The following is a 20,071-nucleotide window of genomic DNA, read 5'->3' on the forward strand; positions in this document are numbered from 1 at the left end:
GGATCCGTCGTGCAGCAGGCCGCCGTCACCGAGCGCCGCAACAATCTCGCGCCGATTCCTTTCGAGGCCGACGCGCCCTTCCTGAAGATCGTCGGCGAATTGCCGCGCGATCTGAACGGGGTGCTCTACCGCAACGGCCCCAATCCGCAGTTCGACTCCCCCGGCGCGCACTGGTTCGTCGGCGACGGCATGCTGCACGCCTTCCATCTCGAGAACGGCCGCGCCAGCTACCGCAACCGCTGGGTCCGCACGCCGAAATGGCTGGCCGAGCATGATGCCGGCCGTGCGCTGTTCGGCGGCTTCGGCCGCAAGCTGGCGGATGCGCCGAAAGACCTTACCGATGGCGGCGTCGCCAACACCAACATCATCTTCCACGCCGGCAAGCTGCTGGCGCTGGAAGAAGCGCACCTGCCGACCGAGATCGAGCCGGGCACGCTGGCAACGCGCGGCTATCACAATTACCAGGGCCGCGTCGCCGGCAGCTTTACGGCGCATCCGAAGGTCGATCCCGTCACCGGCGAGCTCGTGTTCTTCGGCTACAACGCCGCGGGGCCGCTGACGTCCGCCCTCTCCTACGGATCGATCGACGCCTCCGGCAAGGCGACGCGTTTCGAACGGTTCGAGGCGCCCTATGCCAGCATGGTGCACGACTTCATCGTCACGGCGAACCACGTGCTGTTTCCGATCCTGCCCATTACCGGCAGCATGGAGCGCGCGATTAGCGGACGGCCGCCCTATGCGTGGGAGCCGGACAAGGGCGCCTATGTCGGCGTGATGAAGCGTAGCGGCACGGCGAAAGACATCGTCTGGTTTCGCGGCGAGGCCTGCTACGTCTTCCACATCATGAATGCCTGGGAGGATGGTGACCGCATCGTTGCCGACGTCATGCAGTTCGAGGAGGCACCGCTGTTTCCGCATCCTGACGGGCGGCCGACCGATCCGGAGAAATCGCGCGCCCGCCATTGCCGCTGGACGTTCGATCTCGCTGGCAATACCGACCGCTTCCAGCAGACTTATCTGGACGATCTCACCGGCGAATTCCCGCGCATCGACGATCGCCGTGCCGGGCTGAAGAGCCGTCACGGCTGGTACGCCTGCGCCAATCCGAAGCTGCCGATGTTCGGCGCGCTGTCGGGCATCGTCCATGTCGACGGCAACGGCAAACGGCTCGGCCATTATCTGCTGCCGGCCGGCGACACCATCTCCGAGCCAGTCTTCGTCGAACGGTCGAAGGACGCAGCCGAGGGCGACGGCTGGCTGCTCGCCGTGGTCTGGCGCGCGCGGGAGAACCGCAGCGACCTCGCCGTGTTCAATGCCACCGATGTCGAGGCCGGTCCCGTCGCGCTGGTCCAGCTCGGCCACCGCGTGCCGGACGGCTTTCACGGCAATTGGGTGGGTGCGGCGTAGCGCGCCACCGACGGACAGAGGAGTTTCACATGCAGATGCCCTCGCTCACCGCGGACTGTCTGGTCGTCCTCGCTCTGGCCTGCGCTGCGCTCGCATTCCAGGCGATCCGGCTGCGGCGGAGCAGCCAGACCATCTTCAACGGCGGCATCCTGCTCGCCCTGGGCCTGTTGGCGGCCTCCGCACTGCCGCTCCTGGCGCGCCTGCCCTGGGCGGAATTGACCGAGGAGGCCTCCGACCAAGCCGTTGCAGCGCTTCATCTCTTAGAGGTCGCCTACGTCATTTTGACACTGTAAAGATTTCGCTTGACCCGGCGCCGCGCCCGAACTATTGATCTTTACATCGTAAAGATTGGCCAGACCGAGGCGGCCCATGGCGATTTTCCTGATCCTTGCGCCCTATGGCGCCTTCACGTTCCTGATGCTGGTGACGTCGGCCACTTCAAGCGTGTTCGCGGCCGCCGCGATCTGCCTCGCCACCATCGCAATCGATGTCGCGCGCGGCCGCTCCGTGAAGATCCTGGCCGCGGGTTCGGCGATCGTGTTCGCCGCCATCGGTCTTTACCTCGCCCTGATCGACCCCGCGCTCGGCACGCTCGGCGTCAAGCTGTCGGTCGATATCGGCGTCTTCGTCATCTCGCTCGGCTCGATGCTGGTCCGCCGTCCGTTCACGCTGCAATATGCGCTTGAAGCGGTCCCGGCCGAAACCGCGGCGATGTCAGGCTTCCTCACGGCCAACTACGTCATCACCGGCGCGTGGACCGCGGCCGCTTTGTTGATGGCGACCGCCAACATCGCCCTGCTCTACTTCCCCGGCCTGCCGCTGTGGTCGAGCCTCGCGGTCGCCTTCGCCGCCCGCAACAGCGCCATCTACTTCACAAAATGGTACCCCGAGTATCGCCAGATCAAGTACGGTACGGCCGCCCGCGCACTGCCCCACGCCCACTGAAGACAGGACAGACGATGAAAGACGTATTCCGCCGGCTCGTCTCTGATTTCCTTTCCACCATCGTCTTCCTGGTGATCTATCTCGCGACCGACAACGTCATCCTCGCAACCGCCGTCGCCATCCTCGGCGCCATCGGCCAAGTGGTGTGGTCGCGCATCAAGGGCCAGACCCTGGGCTACATGACCTGGGCAAGCCTCGGCCTCGTCATCGTGCTCGGCGGCGCAACGCTGCTCACCCACGACCCGCGCTTTGTGCTGGCAAAGCCTGCGATCGGACATGTCGCGATCGGCATCATCATGCTCAAGCGCGGCTGGATGCTGCGCTATCTGCCCGCGATCGTGACCGAGACCATTCCGGAATACGTCACCGTCGCGGGCTACGCCTGGGCCGCGCTGATGTTCGCGCTCGCCGCAGGCACCGTCGCCGTCGCCATGACCGGCGACATGAAGCTGTGGGCCTTCTATATTTCGGTGGTGCTGATCGGCGCGAAAGTCCTTGCGTTCGCCATCCAGTACGTTGCCTTCCGCCTCCTGGTCGGCAGCCGCATGCGCGCTGCCGCCCGCGCCTGAGGCCGCGTCAAAGAGAGCGTTAGGCACGCCGCGCGAGTTGGGTTATAGGCGTTGCCGGCTAGCCCCCGCGGATTGTCGCGAGGCGCTGGGAAAAAAATGGGAGACGCGAATGGCCGTGGACGGCAACTGGACTCTGACCATGACGACGCCCATGGGCGAGCGCACGGCGACGCTGAGCCTGACGGCCGCGGGCGGTACACTCACGGGCACGCAGGGTGCGGAAGGCAATACCGCCGAGATTTTCGACGGCACCGTCAGCGGCGACGCCGTCAACTGGAAAGTCTCGATCACGAATCCGATGCCGTTGACGCTCGAGTTCATCGGAACGGTGTCCGGCGACAGCATGAGCGGCGAGATGGGTATCGGCCCGATGGGCAGCTTCCCGTTCACCGGCGCGCGCGCCTAAGGTCCGCGCGGCATCCATGCGTGCGCTCCGTCTCATCGCGGCGGTGATCCTGTGTGCCGCGACACAAGCGGCGCGCGCGGATGACACTGAACCGGCGTGGCGCGCAAGCGCGCTCGCCATGGTGCCGGCAGGCTATGTCGCAGGCCTTGCCTACCGGACTGACGGCGCGACCGGCTACCTCGCCGTCTATCCCGCGACGTCGAACGATCCGAAGACACCGGCAAGCGTGTTCGCTGCGCGCCAGTCGCTCGTGGTCACGCTTACACCGGATGCGACGCGCGCACTCTCGGCCGAACTGAAGCCGCGCACCGCGCCGGACCCTAATAACGACGATACTGAATTCGCAAAATGGCACGCCGATCTTGCGGCGAAGCGCGCAACGCTGCCTGAGGGCACCGAGCCCTGCGATCTCGGCGCCTGGTCGATCGACAAGGATCCTGCTGGACTCAACGTCCGCGCCGAGCCGTCAGTGAAGGCGCGCGTGCTCGGCACCCTGCCTCCGCCCTACAAGCTCAAGCTCGGCGGCGCCGAGAACACCCCTGATGGCGGCTGGCTGACCGAATTCCGCATCATCGGCTTCAAGGACGGCTGGTTTCTGATCGAAGGCGCCAAGCCTCCGGGCAAGGATTACGAGGACGAGAAGCGATATCCGCGGAGCGCACCGAAGCCTTACGCGGGCCGCGGCTGGGTCGCCTCCAACAAGGTCGGCGCGAATTACGCCAATGGCGCCACGCGCACGGGCGGCCTGTTCCAGGCGCCGTTCGTCGATGCCAAATGGACGCCCGCGCAGCGCGAGCTTGGCGGGGCGATCGACACCGACGGCGGCCCGAAACGCATTTTTGCTTGCAGCGGAATCTGGGGCCTGGTCGAAAGCGAGGACAACGTCCGCGGCTGGTGGCGCGCGCTCTGCTCGAACCAGGTTACGAATTGCAGTTAGCTCGTTCATCTCCCTCTCCCCGCTCGCGGGGCCGCGACGAGCTACGCTCACTCTGAGAGGGTAGGGATGAGGGGCAGTCTCCGCGAGGGCGGTGGCAGTTGGACTCCTGGAGAGTCCCCTCACCCGGACTTTGCGCCACGCGCAAAGTCCGACCTCTCTTCGCAAGCGGGGCGAGGTGAAGAGCTAGCCCAGATTCAACTCCTTGAAGAAATCGTTCCCCTTGTCATCGATGATGATGAACGCGGGGAAGTCGACGACTTCGATGCGCCAGATCGCTTCCATGCCGAGCTCGGGATATTCGAGCACCTCGACCTTCTTGATGCAGTGCTCGGCGAGGTTCGCAGCCGCACCGCCGATCGAGCCGAGATAGAAGCCGCCATACTTCTTGCAGGCTTCGCGCACGGCGGGCGCACGGTTGCCCTTGGCCACCATCACCATCGAACCACCGGCGGCCTGGAACTGGTCGACGAAGGAATCCATGCGGCCCGCGGTAGTCGGACCGAACGCGCCGGAGGCGTAGCCCTCGGGCGTCTTGGCCGGGCCGGCGTAATAGACCGGATGGTTCTTGAAGTAATCCGGCAGCGGCTCGCCCTTCTCCAGCCGCTCGCGCAGCTTGGCATGGGCGCTATCGCGCGCGACGATCATGGTGCCGGTCATCGACACCCGCGTCTTGATCGGGTTCTTCGAGAACGTCGCCAGGATGTCCTTCATCGGCTGGTTGAGGTCGATCTTGACGACCTCACCGCCGAGCGACTCCTCGACCTGCGGCAGATACTGCGCGGGGTTATGCTCGAGCTCTTCGAGATAGACACCGTCCTTGGTGATCTTGCCAAGCACCTGGCGGTCGGCCGAGCACGACACGCCGAGCCCGATCGGCAGCGAGGCGCCGTGGCGCGGCATGCGGATCACGCGGACGTCGTGGCAGAAATACTTGCCGCCGAACTGCGCGCCGACGCCGAGCGACTGCGTCATCTTGTGGATTTCCTTCTCCATCTCGACGTCGCGGAAGGCGTTGCCGTCGGGCGAGCCGTGGGTCGGCAGCGCGTCGAGATAGCGGGCGGAAGCGAGCTTCACCGTCTTCATGCAGAGCTCGGCCGAGGTGCCGCCGATCACGATGGCGAGGTGATAAGGCGGGCACGCCGCGGTACCGAGGGTGAGGATCTTCTCCTTCAGGAACGCGAGCAGCCGGTCCTTGGTCAGCACCGAGGGCGTGGCCTGGAACAGAAAGCTCTTGTTGGCGGAGCCGCCGCCCTTCGCCATGAACATGAACTTGTAGGCCGAATCTACTTCTGAAGAGCCGCCCTCGGCGTAGATCTCGCACTGCGCCGGCATGTTGTTGGCGGTGTTCTTCTCCTCGTACATCGAGAGCGGTGCGACCTGCGAGTAGCGCAGATTGCGACGCAGGTAAGCATCGCGCGCGCCTTCCGACAGCGCCGCCTCGTCGTCACCGTCGGTGATGACGTTGCAGCCCTTCTTGCCCATGATAATCGCGGTGCCGGTGTCCTGGCACATCGGCAGCACGCCGCCGGCCGCGATGTTGGCGTTCTTCAGAAAGTCGAGCGCGACGAACTTGTCATTGGGGCTCGCTTCGCCGTCCTCCAGGATCGCGCGGAGCTGCTTCAGATGGCCCGGACGCAGATAGTGGTTGATGTCGCCAAAAGCCGCCTCCGACAGCGCCCGCAGCGCCTCGCGCGAGACCACCAGCATGTCCTTGCCCAGGACCTTCTCGACCCGGACACCCTCGGATGTGATCTTCTTGTAGGGCGTCTCGTCCTTGCCGAGCGGGAACAGCGGAGTGTGCTTGTAGGGCGGAACGGGCTTTGCGGGATCGGGGAAGGCGGTGGGAGCGTTCATGGAGCGAATCTCGGGGTTTTGGAGCCCTTGCGGGCCTCTAAGCATAGAAACGTTCTAAGCTTTTTTGCTATAAAGGGAAGGGTATCTATTTTAGGCTGTTGGCCTCCCCTACACCCGAACTAAGTTGCACTCAGCAGCGCATACAATCGATGGCTCGGGCGTTCTGAGAATGATAGCGTTCTACTAGCGGAGGCGGGACGGCTCCGGCCGGCTGTCAGATGGGGGGGGCGCAATCTGTGTCGATCACGTTGAAGAACTTGAACATTGGGAAAGTAGATGGGAAGCACGAGTATCTCACACCTCGGAACGACCGAGACAGGCACTTTTTTGACGCCTATCTAATTCCACAGTCAGTAGAGCCGGCCCGATTTAGCAACGATGATATATTTCTGATCGAAGGATTTCGAGGCACAGGTAAGACGTCTTTGCTGCGATGGTTCGCCGAAGAATGTCGCAAAGCCGGCGCGTATACAGACTTTATCCTATTCAAATCCGATCTGACAGAACAACAGCGGCTCCAAATTTCAACCGAAGTGGGCATAAGCTGGGTCGACATTGACGCGAAGCGAATGGAGGTCTCGCAGGATTTCAAGACGGCCTGGAAATGGTTCATCCACCACAAGATCGGCGAGACAATCAAGAAGGAGCCAGGCCTAGCGATAGGGTCTAAACTCGAAACCTATCTCAAGCTTCTCGGCCTTCAAGATCCGACGGTCTTTTCGAAAGTAATCGGCTTCCTCCCGAAATTAGAAGGGGCACATGTAACCGTTAAGGCGGATGCGTCGTTCTTTCAGGCTGAACTGGGCGGCGACTTCAAACCCAACGGGTCGACCGGAAAAACAACGTTGGATGCCCTAGCTCGTCGTCTGGACACAATTTTTGTCGATCTGACATTTGTTAAGCCCCTCTATCTCTTTTTCGATGAGCTTGAGGTCTTCTTTCATAGCCTTGAGCAATATCATCGCGACCAACGGATGGTACGCGATCTAATATTTTCGGTAGCCGCGATTAATGATCTTTGTCGACGAGCGGATTCATCCGTGCATATCTTGGCTGCCGTGCGATCCGAGGTTGTCGATGGCATGGGCCCGCTCGGGCAAGAAGTAGACCGCCTGATCCACGACAAAGGATTCAATCTCGCTTGGTATATGGCGAGGCGATCCCTTCATCACCCATTGGTAGAGGTTATCCGAAGAAAAATCGATTCATCGAAGAGAGCACTCGGCGTCCAAGCCACGGCGAATTCCATTGAGGAGTTCTTTCCGCAAAACATCAACGGACAGACGATTGATGCATTTCTTCTCGACCGATCATTTTACAAGCCTCGCGATCTCGTATGGCGGCTATCCATCGCACAGAAGCAATACCCAGAAGCCACAAAATTTTCCATCGACGTTCTAACCGAAACTGAGGTCGACTATTCTGCGAAAATGTGGGATGAAATAAAGTACGAATTGAGTGCAAGCTACTCTACTTCGGACATCGACGTGATTGAGATGGTCATCGCGGGGTCATCATCCGCATTCCAACTTGACGACATTGATCGACGCTTTGAAACATTGGCTCGAGAGTCTTCGAACGCGCAAAAATTGCTGAGCCGCCGGTCCGCGAAAGAGATACTTTCGGACCTATATCGATTAGGAGCCATAGGCAACGTATTCCGCGCAGGAACGACTGCAGACAAAGTACGGAATCGATGGGCATTTCGAGGAGATCCTAATCTTTTGCTCGACAAGCGAATGACGATTCACCCTTCGCTTTACAAACGCCTTTCTGCAATAGCGCCTCGACGACGGGGTAAACGGTGACGGTGAGCGGCGCTAACGCCATACAAAGCTCACCGGTCTGAAGCTCTTGCGTGAGGCGAGCGCTCAGGCTCTTATGAGGTCGAAGAGGCTTTTCATCATGATTTTCAAACTGAACCTCCGCGGCGCGATTCTGGTCGCCGCCGCCATCACCGGCCTTGTGACCCTCGCCACACCCGCACGCGCCGACCGCTGCGACGACAGCGCCAAGGAGCTGGCCAACCAGGTCGATCGCCTCAAGGTGAACTTTCGCGCCGGCAACGTCGTCTATCTGACGCACCCGGCGGCCAAGGAGCTGTCGGTCGGTTGCCGCGGCGACAAATATTCCATCGAGCTCTATGCCAAGGGCGACCGCAAGCCGACGCCGGAATTCTTCGCGCTGGTGGGGTCGATGGCGGCGATCGTCTTCACCGTCACCAAGGACGACACCACGACAGGCGCGACGCGCTGCCTGAAGCGGATGGGCCTCTTGCGCGGCGACAAGATCACGATGCGCTACCGGCGGCTCAACATGGAATGCACCCGCACCAAGACGGATGCGTCCATCGCGATCACGCGCGGCAAGGACGAGTAGAAAAGGTTTCCTCGCCACGAGCGCGGCGCCCCCAGCATCGCGACGCCGCCCACCACACACGCCGTCATTGCGAGCGTAGCGAAGCAATCCAGACTGTCTCCGCGGAAAGACTCTGGATTGCTTCCAGCAATGACGGGGAGAGATTTGTCGTCGTCCTCACACGGCGCGGATGAGGCGTAAGAACAACCTCTCCCCCTGCACCAATTCCCTCGCATTTTAATGATTGCCTTGAAGGAAATTTCGCGCCTCGCGGGCCAGGGTCAATTGTTTCCATGTGTGAGGATTTGTGGATGAGCGTTTCCACCGTTGCGCCGCCGCCGATCGTGGTGCCGAGCTACGACACGACCAAGCAGCAGGACGACCAGACCAAGACTAGGGATGCCGACCCGACCTACAAGCCGCAGCCGCCCGCGCCGCTGCCGCCGGGCCAGGGCACGCGGATCGATCAGCTCGCCTGATAGGCCCCGCCGGAGATGAAACGCCCGATCCGTTCGATCGGGCTTTTCGCGTGTCCGGCCGCATCTTCGCCGGATAGCGGGGCCAGTATCGTGCGCGGCTGAGCTGAGACCTGCGCATGATTGCAAAACTGCTGCTGCAGAACACGATCACCACCGTCGGCATGGGCGCATTGCTGTTCGCGTGCGCCGGAACGATGCACTGGCCTTCGGCCTGGGTGTTCCTCGGCACCTGCGCGCTGCTCGGTCCGCTCTGCGGCTGGTGGCTCTACCGGATCGATCCCGCACTGCTCGCCGAACGTCTGCGGCCGGTCCTGCAAAAGGATCAGCCGGGCGCCGACAAGGCCTTCATGATCGTCTTCGCCGTCGCGATGCTGGCCTGGCTGGTTGCGATGGGGCTCGACCGGCGTTCGCAATCCTCCGACGTGCCGGTCGCGGTGCAGATGCTCGGCCTCGTGCTATTCGTGTACTCGACGCTGTTCATCCTGTGGGTGTTCCGCGAGAACTCGTTCGCGGCGCCCGTGGTGAAGCTGCAGGCCGAGCGCGCGCAGCGCGTGATCTCGACCGGGCCTTACGCCCATGTGCGCCATCCCATGTACAGCGGCATGGTGCTGTTCTTCGCCGGCGTGCCGCTGCTGCTGGGCTCGTGGTGGGGCCTGGTGATAGTGCCTGTGATCATCGCCTTGTTTGCGATCCGCATCGGCATCGAGGAGCGCACACTGCGCGATGGCCTGCCGGGCTATTCCGACTATGTGACGCGCGTGCGCTATCGCCTGCTGCCCGGCGTGTGGTGAGTGGCCATCACGCAAACCGGTATCCACTTCGCTCGGAAACGCTTTAGCTGTCCAACTCTTTGTAACGGCGAAAGATGCCCTGCTCGTTGAAGGGAATCCGGCGCTCGCTCGCAAGGTAGGCCTTGATGTTCGGCCGCGCGGCGATGCGATCGTGCAGGCCGACGAGGCCGGGAATATCCTTCTCGAACACCTTCATGCGCTTGGGGAACGCATAACGCAGTCCGGCGACGATCTGGAACAGCGAGAGGTCGACATAGGTGAGCTTGCGGCCGGTGACGTAGGTGCCGCCATTGTCGTCGAGAAGCTGCTCGAAATAGCCGAGATATTTCGGCACGCGCTCGTCCCAAAACTCCGCCGTGCGCTTCTTCGACGGCGCCTTCTGGTCTTCGTAGTACATCGAAGGCCCAAGCGGATGATGGGTGTCGTGGATCTCGACCACGAGATCGGTGATGGTGAGCTGAAGCTGGTGCACCCAGAGTTTGCCCGCCTCCGTCTTCGGCGCCAGCCCATGGCGGCTGCCGAGATAGAGCAGGATGTTGGCGGTCTGGCCGATGACGAGCTTGCCGGCTTTCAGGAACGGCGGCGCAAAGGGCGGCGTGCCCTTGTGGGCGTCCATCATCTTCATCATCGCACCGGAGCCGCGCGGACCGCGTGCGACGTCGACGTAAGCCGCCCCCGCCTCCTCCAGCGCCAGCCGCACATATTCGCCGCGGCCCTGGATCTCGGGCCAGTAGTAGAGCTCGTATTTCATGGGAGAGGTCCGTGAGCGTGGATGCGTCAGGACCAATGTAGCATGTGGCTACGGGTTCCGTCAGGGTGAGGGCGGAACCCTCTCGCAACACACTCCGTCATTGCGAGCGAAGCGAAGCAAGCCAGTGTCTTTCCACGGAGGCAGTCTGGATTGCTTCGTCGCTCCGCTCCTCGCAATGACGAAGGAGAGAGCCTCAGTTCGCGGCAAAACAATACAGCAGGCCGTCGCCGCCGGTGCTCTTCAGATCGGCCTGCGAGCAGCCGCCGTCGGGGCCGCGCGAGGGGTGCGAGCTGTTCCACGATTTTGACGGCTCGTCGTCGCGCAGGCCCTGGCGATCGGCATGGCCGACGACTGCTGAGCCTTGCGTGCTCGACGTCCAGTTCTTGCAGGTCTTGTCGTCGCCCGCGGCAAAGGCGGTGCCGTCCGGTTGCGAGCCCGTGAGGATGTCGTGCCGGTTCGGCGTGTCGCCGCGGCCGTTGATGACCTCGCCCTTCTCGCTGAGCGCGGTCTGCTTGGTGAGATTGTTGCTAGCGCCGTGCAGATCGGCGACGTCCTTGGCGATCACCGCGCCCTTGGCGTTCTGCCACGGTCCCTTACCGATACGGTCCTTGGCGTTGACGGCCGGCTTGCCGTCGGCGGCCTGCGTCGACAGATAGGCGCGCCAGGTCTTGGCGCCGGCGCCGCCGGCCTGCGCCAGCTTCTGGCACTGCGCATCGGCGCCCTCGAGGCCACCGAGATCGGCGCCCTTGCCCGGGCCGTTGGAGGTCACGAAGAACGTCATGTCGGCCGACTGCGCCTGTGCCGATGGCGCCGCAAGCAAGGCCATCGCCACCGCGAGGCCTGATATCGTCACGGATCTCTCGATACGGATCATCTTGTCCTCCCGATTGTGTTTTTGTTGGCCGCCTGATTTCAACCCGACGTGCGCCCGCTTATTCCGATGCCGCGATGCGAGAGACCCAAAAGAAAAAGGCGCCGTGCTGGAAGCACGACGCCCTGGTTTCTGATGGTCGGATGCGATCAGTTGGTCTGCTGGATCGCCGAGAGTTCCCAAGAACCGCCCGGACGGCGGGCGAAGGTCCAGACTTCGGTCACCTCGCCCGGCTGCTCGCTGCCGGCGACAACCGCGCCGGTGTTGCGGTCTACCGTCTTGTCGGTGAGCGCGAAGCGCAGCGCCACCGTGGCGTATTCGGTCTCGCCTTCGCGCCAGGCTTCCGCGAGGTCGCCCTGCAGCAGCTTCACGTTGCTGGTCTTGTTGACGACGTTGCGCGCGCGGTTCTGGTTAAGGTCCTGCTCGAGATAGGAGACCATCTCCGGCGTCGCGAGCGTGTGCAGCTTGGCCACGTCCTCGTTCGACCACGCGGTCTGGACTTCGCCGAGCAGGCGCTCGAACGCCTCATAGTCATCCGGCTTGATCTCGAGCGGCGCGTTGTTGGCGCCGCCGAAGCCGAAGCCACCGAGGCCGCCCCCAAGACCGCCGCCGAGGGCGCTGCGATAGTTGGTCTGCGGTCCGGGACCGTTGCCTGCGTCAGCATTGGCATAGGCCGCCTGCGGGGCATGACGGCGCTGCCACCAAGACATCACCAGCCGCACCACGAACACCACGAGCACGATCTGGATGATCAGGCCCAGGATCGACGACAGGCCGCCGAGGCCACCGAACAGGCCGCCACCGAACAGCATGCCGAGCAGACCTGCGCCGAGGAAGCCGGCCGCAAGGCCGCCCATGAAGCCGCCGGCGCGGCCGAACAGGCCGCCGCGCGCGGGCGCAGCCGCGGCCGAATTCATGCCTGCACCCGGCTGGGTGTAGGTGCGGTTGAACTGGGAGGCCGAGCCCGGCGCAGTCGTGGTCGACGGCGGCGCCGAATAGGTGCGCGAGCCGCGCGAACCCGACGACATGCCGCCACCGACCCGCGCGTCGGCGGACGAGATGGCGAGCGCGGTCGGCAGCGCAAGCGCCAGCACGACGGCAATCGTCTTGAAGAGAGAGCGGGAGCGTTGCGAGAAAGTCATTTGCGTTTCCCAAATCCCCGGCATGGGGATGTGCCCCTAACATGGGCAGACTTCCCGAAAAGTGAAGACGGTTTCGGAACTTGTGGCTGCGGCCCTCAGTCGCGGGGATGTGGCAAAAGCCCATATTTGGCGGGGGTTTGGCCGGGTGGGTGGGGGAACCGTGGTCGCCGGTTACCGGCGGCTTAACGGCGGGATTTCAGCTTTTTCCCCGCGTGATTGCAGGCCAAGCTCTCTCACCACCGTCATTGCGAGGAGCGAAGCGACGAAGCAATCCAGAGTGTTTCCGCGGAGAAATTCTGGATTGCTTCGCTTCGCTCGCAATGACGGAGCGGCGCGCCGACTCTCGCCCTCACCCCTGCTTCGTCATCGTCTCCTTCACCGCAGCCACGAGCTGGCTGAGCGTGAATGGCTTTGGCAGGAAGTCGAACTGCTGGCCCTCGGGCAAGCTCTTCTCGAAGGCGTCCTCGGCATAGCCGGAGACGAAGATGAACTTGATGTCGGGGTTCTTCTCGCGCATCGCCTTGAGCAAGGTCGGGCCGTCCATCTCCGGCATCACGACATCGGAAACGACGAGATCGATCGCGCCGCTCTGCTCTTCCAGCACCTCCATGGCCTCGACGCCGTTCTCGGCCTCGACCACGGTGTAGCCGCGCGAGCGCAGGCCGCGAGCGTTGAGCGCGCGCAGGCCCTCTTCGTCCTCGACCAGCAGGATGGTGCCCTGCCCGGTGAGATCGGTGCGCGGCTTGGCTTCCGCTGCGGCGGGTGCAGCTTCCTTCGCGGCGCCATTGGCCGCGCTGACCGCGGCTGCGGGCTGCTCGACCTGCACCTCCGGCTCGGCATGATGGCGTGGCAGGAAGATGTGGAACGAGGTGCCCTGCCCCGGCTCGGAATCCACGTAGATGAAACCGCCGGTCTGCTTGACGATGCCGTAGACGGTGGAGAGACCGAGGCCGGTGCCCTTGCCGACTTCCTTGGTCGAGAAGAACGGCTCGAAAATCTTGTCGCGGATGTCGGCGGGGATGCCGGTGCCGGTGTCGGCGACCTCGATCCGCACATAGTCCGCGGCCGGCATGCCCTTGTAGGCGAGCTTGCCGGCGTCATCAGTCGTGACGTTGGCGGTGCGGATGATCAGCTTGCCGCCGTCAGGCATGGCATCGCGCGCGTTCACCGCGAGATTGACGATCACCTGCTCGAACTGGGAGACGTCGACCTTGACCGGCCAGAGGTCGCGACCGTGGATCAGGTCGAGCTTGACCTTCTCGCCGATCAGGCGGCGCAGCAGCATGGTGAGATCGCTCAAAGCATCGCCGAGATCGAGCACCTGCGGCCGCAGCGTCTGGCGCCGCGAGAACGCCAGCAGCTGGCGCACCAGCGTCGCAGCACGCGTCGCGTTCTGCTTGATCTGCATGATGTCCTGGAACGACGGATCGGTCGGCTTGTGCGCGTTCAGCAGGAAGTCGTTCGCCATCATGATGGCGGAGAGCACGTTGTTGAAGTCGTGGGCGATGCCGCCGGCGAGCTGGCCAACCGTCTCCATCTTCTGCGACTGGTTGATCTGGTTCTCCAGCGCGCGCCGCTCGGTGGTCTCAAGCATGTGCACGATGGCGGCTTCCGCGTCGTTCTCGGCGGCGTCCACCGGCGTGACGAAGAACTGGCCCCAGCGTTCCTTGGCGCCTTCGAGCGCGACCTCGACCGGCGCAACGTCGGCCTGGCCTTCGGCGGCCTGGTTGATCGCCGCGATCAGGAGGTGACGGTCGCGCGAATTGACGGCGCGGAAGATCGACTTGCTGGCGCTGTCGAGCCCGAGCGCCTGCCCGAGCTTGGCATAGCGCGCATTGGCCCGCACGACGTTGCCGCTGCGGTCGACCGTCGCGATCGCCATCGGCGTGTGGTCGAAGAAGCGCATGAAGCGCACTTCGGCGGCCCGATCGGGATCGCTGCGCTCGTCGCGGGCGCGGCTGATGACCAGCGTGCGCGACGGCCCCGGCGCACCGTCGGCGCCGAAAGCGAGCTTGTGATAGAGCCGCACCGGCATGGTCTTGCCGGTCCGCATCCGCAGGTCGATGTCGAAGACTTCGGTCTTCACCTCGCCCGGCACCGCCACGATCGAGGTGAGCAGCGAAGCGCCGTCGCCGGAGACGATGTCGGTGAGCTTCAGGCCGCCCGAGCCGATCTCGGCGAGGTCATAGTCGAGCCAGTTCGCCAGGGTCGCATTGACATAGGCAAGCTCGCCTGCCGGATTGACCGAGAAGAAGCCGCACGGCGCGTGATCGAGATATTCGATCGCGTGCTGGAGCTCCTGGAACACGTCTTCCTGGCGCTCGCGGTCGCGCGTGATGTCGGCGATCGACCACACCGCGTATTTGGCCTCGCGCTTGCCGGTGCCGAGCGGCCGGACGCGCATGCGCAGCCAGCGGCCCTGGCTGCCGTCCTGGCCGGAGATGCGCACCTCCTCCTGCTGCCGCTTGCCCTCGCGGGCGGCCTTGAGCAGGCGGAACACGGCTTCGGAGACATCGGGATTGCCGATGAAGACGCGCTCGACCGGGCGCACCTCCTGCGGGCCTGAGGCGCCGGTCAGGGTCAGATAGGCCGCATTGGAGTAGACGATATGGCCGCGCGGATCGGTCACCGCGAGGCCGTCGAAATCGTGGTCGGCGATGCGCCCCATCACGGGATCGTCGAGATTGCGGTCGACGAAGCGGATGATGCCGGCGGCAAAGGCGAACAGGCTGAACAGGCCGACCATCGCCAGCACGGCCAGAATTCCGAGGATATAGGGCTGCGCCTGCGCGCGCCCGAGCGTCATCAGCCCGACGGCGACGGCGACGAGGCCGGCGGCCACCAGCAGCACCAGCGCAATGCTGCCCGAGCGCGGCGACGGCTCGTGCGCCGCAACGGGCTCGCGTGTGAGGTCGTGGTCGGTCTCAGCAGTCATCTCGAGCTGGCGCAGCCTGTTGGCAGAGAATCAACGCGCCGCCGCGCGCACGGGGCCTTCCCTGCCTCATCAGGACCCGCAGGCGCAAGGGCAGCAAGGCTGAAAGGTACGCTGATTCCCAGTTTACGGCCATTTCCGGTACTTTTCGGGGGTTTTATCCGCGCCCGGCGCGGAATCCCTGTTTCAGCCGCATGACGTAGCCGATGACTTCGGCGACCGCGTGGTAGTGCTCGGTGGGGATTTCCTGGTCGATGTCGACGGTGGCGTAGAGCGCACGGGCCAGCGGCACGTTCTCGACGATCGGGATGTCGTGCTCGCGCGCGATCTCCCGGATCTTGAAGGCGAGATTGTCGACGCCCTTGGCAACGCAGATCGGCGCCGACATGCCGCGCTCGTAGGACAGCGCCACCGAATAGTGGGTAGGGTTGGTGATGATCACGGAGGCCTTGGGAACCGCCGCCATCATGCGCTTCTTGGCACGCTGCTGCCGCAACTGCCTGATCTTGCCCTTGATGTGCGGGTCGCCTTCGGACTGCTTGAACTCTTCCTTGATCTCCTGGAGCGACATCTTCTGCCGCTGGAACCAGCTGCGGTACTGGAAGAAATAGTCGCCGATCGCGATGATCGCGAGCGCGGCGACCACCGCACCGAGCAGGTGGATGGTCATGCTGGTGGTGGCGCCGAGCATGGAGGCCGGGTCGAGCCTGACCATCGCCTCCATGCGATGCCGTTCCGGCCACAGCACCACGGTCATGACCACGCCGAGCACGACCAGCTTGCCGAGCCCCTTGAGGAAGTTCGCCGCAGCCTGCTTGCCGAAGATGCGCTTGAAGCCCTCGGCGGGCGAGAGCTTGCTGAATTTGGGTTTGAGGGATTCGGCCGACCACACCAGGCGATGCTGGAGCATGTTGCCGGCAATCGCCACCAGCACCAGCATCAACAGCGGCACGCCGATCGCCGCGAGCACGGCGAATTCGATCTGCTGCATCAATGCGAGCAGAGCCCTGCCGTCGGTCTTGATCATCCAGGAATTGGCGAGCAGGTTGCGCATCGGCGTCAGCAGCCCGCCGCCGACCGAACCCGAGAAGGTCGAGACCACGAGCGTGCCGCCCGCGATCATGAACCAGGTGTTGATCTCCTGGCTCTTGGCGACGTCGCCGCGTTCGAGCGCGTCGTCAAGACGCTTTTGTGTCGGGTCTTCTGTTTGACTCTCTGGATCGTTGTCTTCCGCCATCGATCACCTATTTCAGCGGCATCATCTGGTGCATGACACCGATGAAGTAATCCAGATACGTGCCCATCATCGCGGTGAGCACCACGGCGAGCACCAGGAAGCCGGCGAAGATCGACAGCGGCACGCCGACGAAATAGACCTGCATCTGCGGCATCAGCCGCGCCAGCACCCCGAGCCCGATATTGAAGACGAGGCCGAACACCAGGAACGGGCCGGAGAGCTGCAGGCCGAGCCGGAACGCGGCGGCAAAGGCGCGCGTCGCCAGCGAGGCGACATCGCCGCTCGACATCGTCTCGCCCGGCGAGAAGATCGTGTAGCTGTCGTTCAGCGCCGCGATCACCAGATGATGGCTGTCGGTGGCGAACAGCAGCGTCACCCCGAGCATGGTCAGGAAGTTGCCGACCAGCACGCCCTGCTGTCCCTGCGTCGGATCGACCGAGGTGACGAAGCCGAGCCCCATCTGCTGCGCGATCACGGCCCCCGCGACCTGGAGCGCCGACAGCGTCACGCGCGCGGTCGCCCCGAGTACGATTCCGATCACGATCTCATGCAGCATCAGCACCAGCAGTGGCGCCAGCGATCCCATGTCGACCTGATAGGCGCTGCGATGCAGCGGCAGGATGATCAGCGTGAGCAGGAGCGCGATCGACAGTTTTATGCGCGTCGGGATGTTGGTCTCGCCGAGGCCCGGCAGCAGCATCACCATCGCGCCGACTCGGGCGAAGGCGAGCATGAAGGAAGCGGCGAGCGCCGGCAGCAGCGAGACGTCGATGCGCATAATCTACGCATCTTGCCTCAGCCGCCGATGATTCGCGACGAGATCCGCAGCATGTGGGCGTGGAGCGAGTCGGCCATGAACGGTAGCGCCAATAGCATCGTGGCAAAGATGGCGAGGATCTTCGGCACGTAGATCAGCGTCTGCTCCTGGATCTGCGTCAGCGCCTGGAACAGCGACACGATCACGCCGACCACGAGGCCGACCACCATCAAAGGCGACGACACGATCACGATGGTCCAGATCGCATCGCGGGCGACGTCGAGGGTCTCGGGTCCGGTCATTTGCAGAATTCCTCTATTGAACCTTCATCCCCGCCACCTCGGCGGGGAACGAATGCCCTCTCCCCTCGTCATTGCGAGCGAAGCGAAGCAATCCAGACTGCCGCCGCGGAAAGATTCTGGATTGCTTCGCTTCGCTCGCAATGACGATTGGGGCGAGCGCCAGCGCTAAAGTCAGATCGGCATCTTCATGATGTCTTCGTACGCCGCGATCACGCGGTCGCGGACCGAGACCAGCGTCGACACCGCGACGTCGGTGTCGGCGACCGCCGTCACCACGTCCATCACGTTGGCCTTGCCGGCGGCCATCGCCACCGTCTGCGCGTCGGACTTGCGGCCGGATTCCATGACGCTGCCGACCGCGTCTTTCAGCAGCGAGGCAAAGGACTGCCCGCTCGCTTCGCTGCCCTTGCCGGCACCGGCGCCGGTGTTTTCCAGCACGCGGGCGAGGTTCGCATAAGCATTGGCGGCGACTGACGGTGATGCCATGGCTCAGTTGTCCTGTTCAGGTCTTGAGGATGTCGAGCGTGCGCTGGATCATCCGGCGCGTCGCACTGATGATGTTGAGGTTGGCCTCGTAGGACCGCTGCGCATCGCGCATGTCGGTCATCTCGACCACCGAGTTCACGTTGGGATATTTGACGTTGCCGATCGTATCCGCCGCCGGATTGTTCGGCTCATATTTGACGCGGAAGTTGGACTGGTCGGGCTTGATCTTGCCGAGCGTGACGACCTGCGCATCGAGCGTGCGGTCGAGCGCCGAGGAGAAGGTCGGCACCTTGCGCCGATAGGGATCGCCGCCGGCGCTCTGCGCGGTCGAATCCGCGTTCGCAATGTTTTCCGAGATCACCCGCATGCGCCCCGCCTGCGCCCGCAGGCCAGAGGTCGCGATCGCCATCGAGCGGGCAAAGTCGCTGCTGTCATTCGCCATGATGCGGTTCCCCTAGCTCTAGCCCTTGCCGATCGCGGTCTTGAGCAGATGCAGGCTCTTCGAATAGAGCGAGGTCGCCGCCGCGTAGTCCATCTGGTTGCTGGCGGCCTTCATCATCTCTTCTTCGAGATTGACCGCGTTGCCCGCAGGACGGGTCTCGAAACCGGCATTCCTGTTCTGGTCGAATCCGGACGCCGCGCCCGACGGCTTCATGTGCGAGGCGCTGGTGACGGTCATCGCCAGCGGGCCCATCGAGCCCGTGACCGCTCCGGCCTTGTCGAGTTTCGGCTCGACCAGGTCGCGCGGGCGGAACTTGGGCGTATCGGAGTTGGAAACGTTCTCGGACAGGACGCGCTGGCGTTCCTGGTGCCATTGCATCTTGGTGCGAAGCGCCGACAGCACCGGGAGGTCGTTGATGGACATTCGTTGCGGCTCCTTCCGCCCCTTCAGGACCTCGAGGTCCGAAGCTAGGCAGAATTTGCCGCGTGTATGGTTAACAGGTCGTTAAAGACGCCGCTTCCGCCTGTCTCCCGCCGGGACACGACCTCGTGGGCCCGTGATTCTACGCGTCCAAAAGTGGCATTAACCCAACCGCTTGGCGGCGCATGTACAGGCCAAGAAGTCGTTTTGGATCGAGCGATTCATAGGTTATTAAGAGTTGGGGACGGCGAAACTTGCCGTGGGACATTAAGAAATCGCAGTTTTGGGGCATCAAGAAGCCGGTGGTTGGCGCATCTGACCATGGGCACGAACGAAGCGCCATTTGCCGGGGACAGGTATGAACGGTAGCCCTATCACCTTCATCGTCGCGTTCATCGTCGTTCTGGCGTTGATCGGCGTTGCCGCTTGGCTGGTCCGCCGATTCGCGACCACGCGGCTCGGCGCCAACACCCAGCGCGGCCGGATGCCACGCCTGGCGGTGATCGATGCCGCCGCGGTCGACGGCCGCCGGCGCCTGGTGCTGGTGCGGCGTGACAATGTCGAGCATCTCCTGATGATCGGCGGTCCCACCGACATCGTCGTCGAGCCCAATATCGTTCGCGCCGCGCCCGGCCGCGACCAGCTTCCGCAGCGCCCCAACGCCGCCGAACCGCCGCGCCTTGCGCCGATGCCGGATGCCGGCGGCTGGGCCGACGAGGCCCCGCGCCCTGAAATGCTCGATCATCCCGAGCCGCAGATGCCCGAGCCGCCGCCGCGGCCGGCACGTCCCTCCTTCGCCGACGAAGTGCGGCGGCCCGCTCCCGTCCTGGCCGAGCGCCGCAACGAGCCGCCGCTGGCCGCCTTCCCGCCCGAGCCGATGGCGCCGCGCCCCGAGCGCGAGCCGCGTCCCGAACCGATTCCGCCGCGCGTCGCCCGTAACGAGCCGCCGCTGATGCCGCGCCCGCCGCGCCAGAGCGAGCCGCCG

22 protein-coding genes are annotated in these 20,071 nt (G+C 63.9%); 11 read left to right on the forward strand and 11 right to left on the reverse strand.

The features are described from left to right. Window positions 1-9 precede the first annotated feature (9 nt). The 6 genes from RAD16_RS31135 to RAD16_RS31160 all read left to right on the forward strand — a co-directional run bounded on the left by RAD16_RS31135 (window position 10) and on the right by RAD16_RS31160 (window position 4,264). Window positions 10-1,407, forward strand: a complete 1,398-nt coding sequence (locus RAD16_RS31135; RefSeq protein ID WP_458161641.1) for a carotenoid oxygenase family protein — start codon at window positions 10-12, stop codon at window positions 1,405-1,407. Between the two features lie 29 nt (window positions 1,408-1,436). After that, entirely contained in the window at window positions 1,437-1,700 is a 264-nt protein-coding gene (locus RAD16_RS31140; RefSeq protein ID WP_458161642.1) for a hypothetical protein, read from the forward strand. Between the two features lie 76 nt (window positions 1,701-1,776). Beyond that, on the forward strand, window positions 1,777-2,352 hold the full coding sequence (locus tag RAD16_RS31145) for a hypothetical protein (RefSeq protein WP_458161643.1): 576 nt from the start codon (window positions 1,777-1,779) through the stop codon (window positions 2,350-2,352). Window positions 2,353-2,366: 14 nt separating this feature from the next. Further along, window positions 2,367-2,921: an inner membrane-spanning protein YciB gene (locus tag RAD16_RS31150; RefSeq protein ID WP_458161644.1), complete on the forward strand. Its 555-nt coding sequence runs from the start codon at window positions 2,367-2,369 to the stop codon at window positions 2,919-2,921. Window positions 2,922-3,030: 109 nt separating this feature from the next. Then, the gene (locus tag RAD16_RS31155) at window positions 3,031-3,327 is read left to right on the forward strand and encodes a hypothetical protein (RefSeq protein WP_458161645.1); all 297 of its coding nucleotides are present in this window, start codon (window positions 3,031-3,033) and stop codon (window positions 3,325-3,327) included. A 16-nt stretch (window positions 3,328-3,343) separates the two neighbouring features. After that, window positions 3,344-4,264, forward strand: a complete 921-nt coding sequence (locus RAD16_RS31160) for an SH3 domain-containing protein (protein ID WP_458161646.1) — start codon at window positions 3,344-3,346, stop codon at window positions 4,262-4,264. Between the two features lie 183 nt (window positions 4,265-4,447). On the opposite strand, the gene RAD16_RS31165 is transcribed toward RAD16_RS31160, so the two are convergent. After that, complete coding sequence (locus RAD16_RS31165) at window positions 4,448-6,118, reverse strand: fumarate hydratase (RefSeq protein ID WP_458161647.1); 1,671 nt, start codon at window positions 6,116-6,118, stop codon at window positions 4,448-4,450. A 236-nt stretch (window positions 6,119-6,354) separates the two neighbouring features. Here RAD16_RS31165 and RAD16_RS31170 point away from each other — a divergent pair, with 236 nt between their 5' ends. From RAD16_RS31170 to RAD16_RS31185, 4 genes are all read left to right on the forward strand, one after another. Continuing rightward, on the forward strand, window positions 6,355-7,926 hold the full coding sequence (locus tag RAD16_RS31170) for a P-loop ATPase, Sll1717 family (protein ID WP_458161648.1): 1,572 nt from the start codon (window positions 6,355-6,357) through the stop codon (window positions 7,924-7,926). Between the two features lie 97 nt (window positions 7,927-8,023). Then, a complete protein-coding gene (locus RAD16_RS31175) occupies window positions 8,024-8,497 on the forward strand; it encodes a hypothetical protein (protein WP_458161649.1) in 474 nt (157 codons plus the stop codon). A gap of 290 nt (window positions 8,498-8,787) precedes the next feature. Continuing rightward, window positions 8,788-8,955 carry a hypothetical protein gene (locus RAD16_RS31180; protein ID WP_458161650.1) on the forward strand — a complete coding sequence of 56 codons (168 nt, stop codon included), beginning with the start codon at window positions 8,788-8,790 and terminating at the stop codon, window positions 8,953-8,955. A 116-nt stretch (window positions 8,956-9,071) separates the two neighbouring features. Beyond that, on the forward strand, window positions 9,072-9,746 hold the full coding sequence (locus RAD16_RS31185; RefSeq protein WP_458161651.1) for a methyltransferase family protein: 675 nt from the start codon (window positions 9,072-9,074) through the stop codon (window positions 9,744-9,746). A gap of 43 nt (window positions 9,747-9,789) precedes the next feature. Here the strand turns inward: RAD16_RS31185 and RAD16_RS31190 are convergent, their stop codons facing one another. From RAD16_RS31190 to flgB, 10 genes are all read right to left on the reverse strand, one after another. Beyond that, on the reverse strand, window positions 9,790-10,497 hold the full coding sequence (locus RAD16_RS31190) for a glutathione S-transferase (protein WP_458161652.1): 708 nt from the start codon (window positions 10,495-10,497) through the stop codon (window positions 9,790-9,792). A 193-nt stretch (window positions 10,498-10,690) separates the two neighbouring features. Beyond that, window positions 10,691-11,371 carry a lectin gene (locus RAD16_RS31195; RefSeq protein ID WP_458161653.1) on the reverse strand — a complete coding sequence of 227 codons (681 nt, stop codon included), beginning with the start codon at window positions 11,369-11,371 and terminating at the stop codon, window positions 10,691-10,693. Between the two features lie 146 nt (window positions 11,372-11,517). Next, on the reverse strand, window positions 11,518-12,534 hold the full coding sequence (locus RAD16_RS31200; RefSeq protein WP_458161654.1) for a Tim44 domain-containing protein: 1,017 nt from the start codon (window positions 12,532-12,534) through the stop codon (window positions 11,518-11,520). 325 nt (window positions 12,535-12,859) lie between these two features. Beyond that, window positions 12,860-15,445 (reverse strand): cell cycle histidine kinase CckA, encoded by a 2,586-nt coding sequence (gene cckA / locus RAD16_RS31205; protein ID WP_458161655.1) that lies wholly within the window; start codon window positions 15,443-15,445, stop codon window positions 12,860-12,862. A gap of 154 nt (window positions 15,446-15,599) precedes the next feature. Then, window positions 15,600-16,679, reverse strand: coding sequence for a flagellar biosynthesis protein FlhB (gene flhB, locus RAD16_RS31210; protein WP_458161656.1), 1,080 nt, complete (start codon window positions 16,677-16,679; stop codon window positions 15,600-15,602). 7 nt (window positions 16,680-16,686) lie between these two features. Then, window positions 16,687-17,457 (reverse strand): flagellar biosynthetic protein FliR, encoded by a 771-nt coding sequence (gene fliR / locus RAD16_RS31215; protein WP_458161657.1) that lies wholly within the window; start codon window positions 17,455-17,457, stop codon window positions 16,687-16,689. 17 nt (window positions 17,458-17,474) lie between these two features. After that, window positions 17,475-17,738, reverse strand: a complete 264-nt coding sequence (gene fliQ, locus RAD16_RS31220) for a flagellar biosynthesis protein FliQ (RefSeq protein ID WP_011088555.1) — start codon at window positions 17,736-17,738, stop codon at window positions 17,475-17,477. A gap of 171 nt (window positions 17,739-17,909) precedes the next feature. Continuing rightward, window positions 17,910-18,224 (reverse strand): flagellar hook-basal body complex protein FliE, encoded by a 315-nt coding sequence (gene fliE / locus RAD16_RS31225; RefSeq protein ID WP_220012760.1) that lies wholly within the window; start codon window positions 18,222-18,224, stop codon window positions 17,910-17,912. A gap of 16 nt (window positions 18,225-18,240) precedes the next feature. After that, window positions 18,241-18,666, reverse strand: coding sequence for a flagellar basal body rod protein FlgC (gene flgC / locus RAD16_RS31230; RefSeq protein WP_458161658.1), 426 nt, complete (start codon window positions 18,664-18,666; stop codon window positions 18,241-18,243). 18 nt (window positions 18,667-18,684) lie between these two features. Further along, window positions 18,685-19,089: a flagellar basal body rod protein FlgB gene (gene flgB, locus RAD16_RS31235; protein ID WP_458161659.1), complete on the reverse strand. Its 405-nt coding sequence runs from the start codon at window positions 19,087-19,089 to the stop codon at window positions 18,685-18,687. 355 nt (window positions 19,090-19,444) lie between these two features. On the opposite strand from flgB, the gene RAD16_RS31240 reads away from it, so the two are divergent. After that, window positions 19,445-20,071 (forward strand): flagellar biosynthetic protein FliO (locus tag RAD16_RS31240; protein ID WP_458161660.1); only part of this gene is annotated, 627 nt, incomplete at its 3' end.

It is taken from the genome of Bradyrhizobium sp. 18BD (assembly GCF_054185225.1).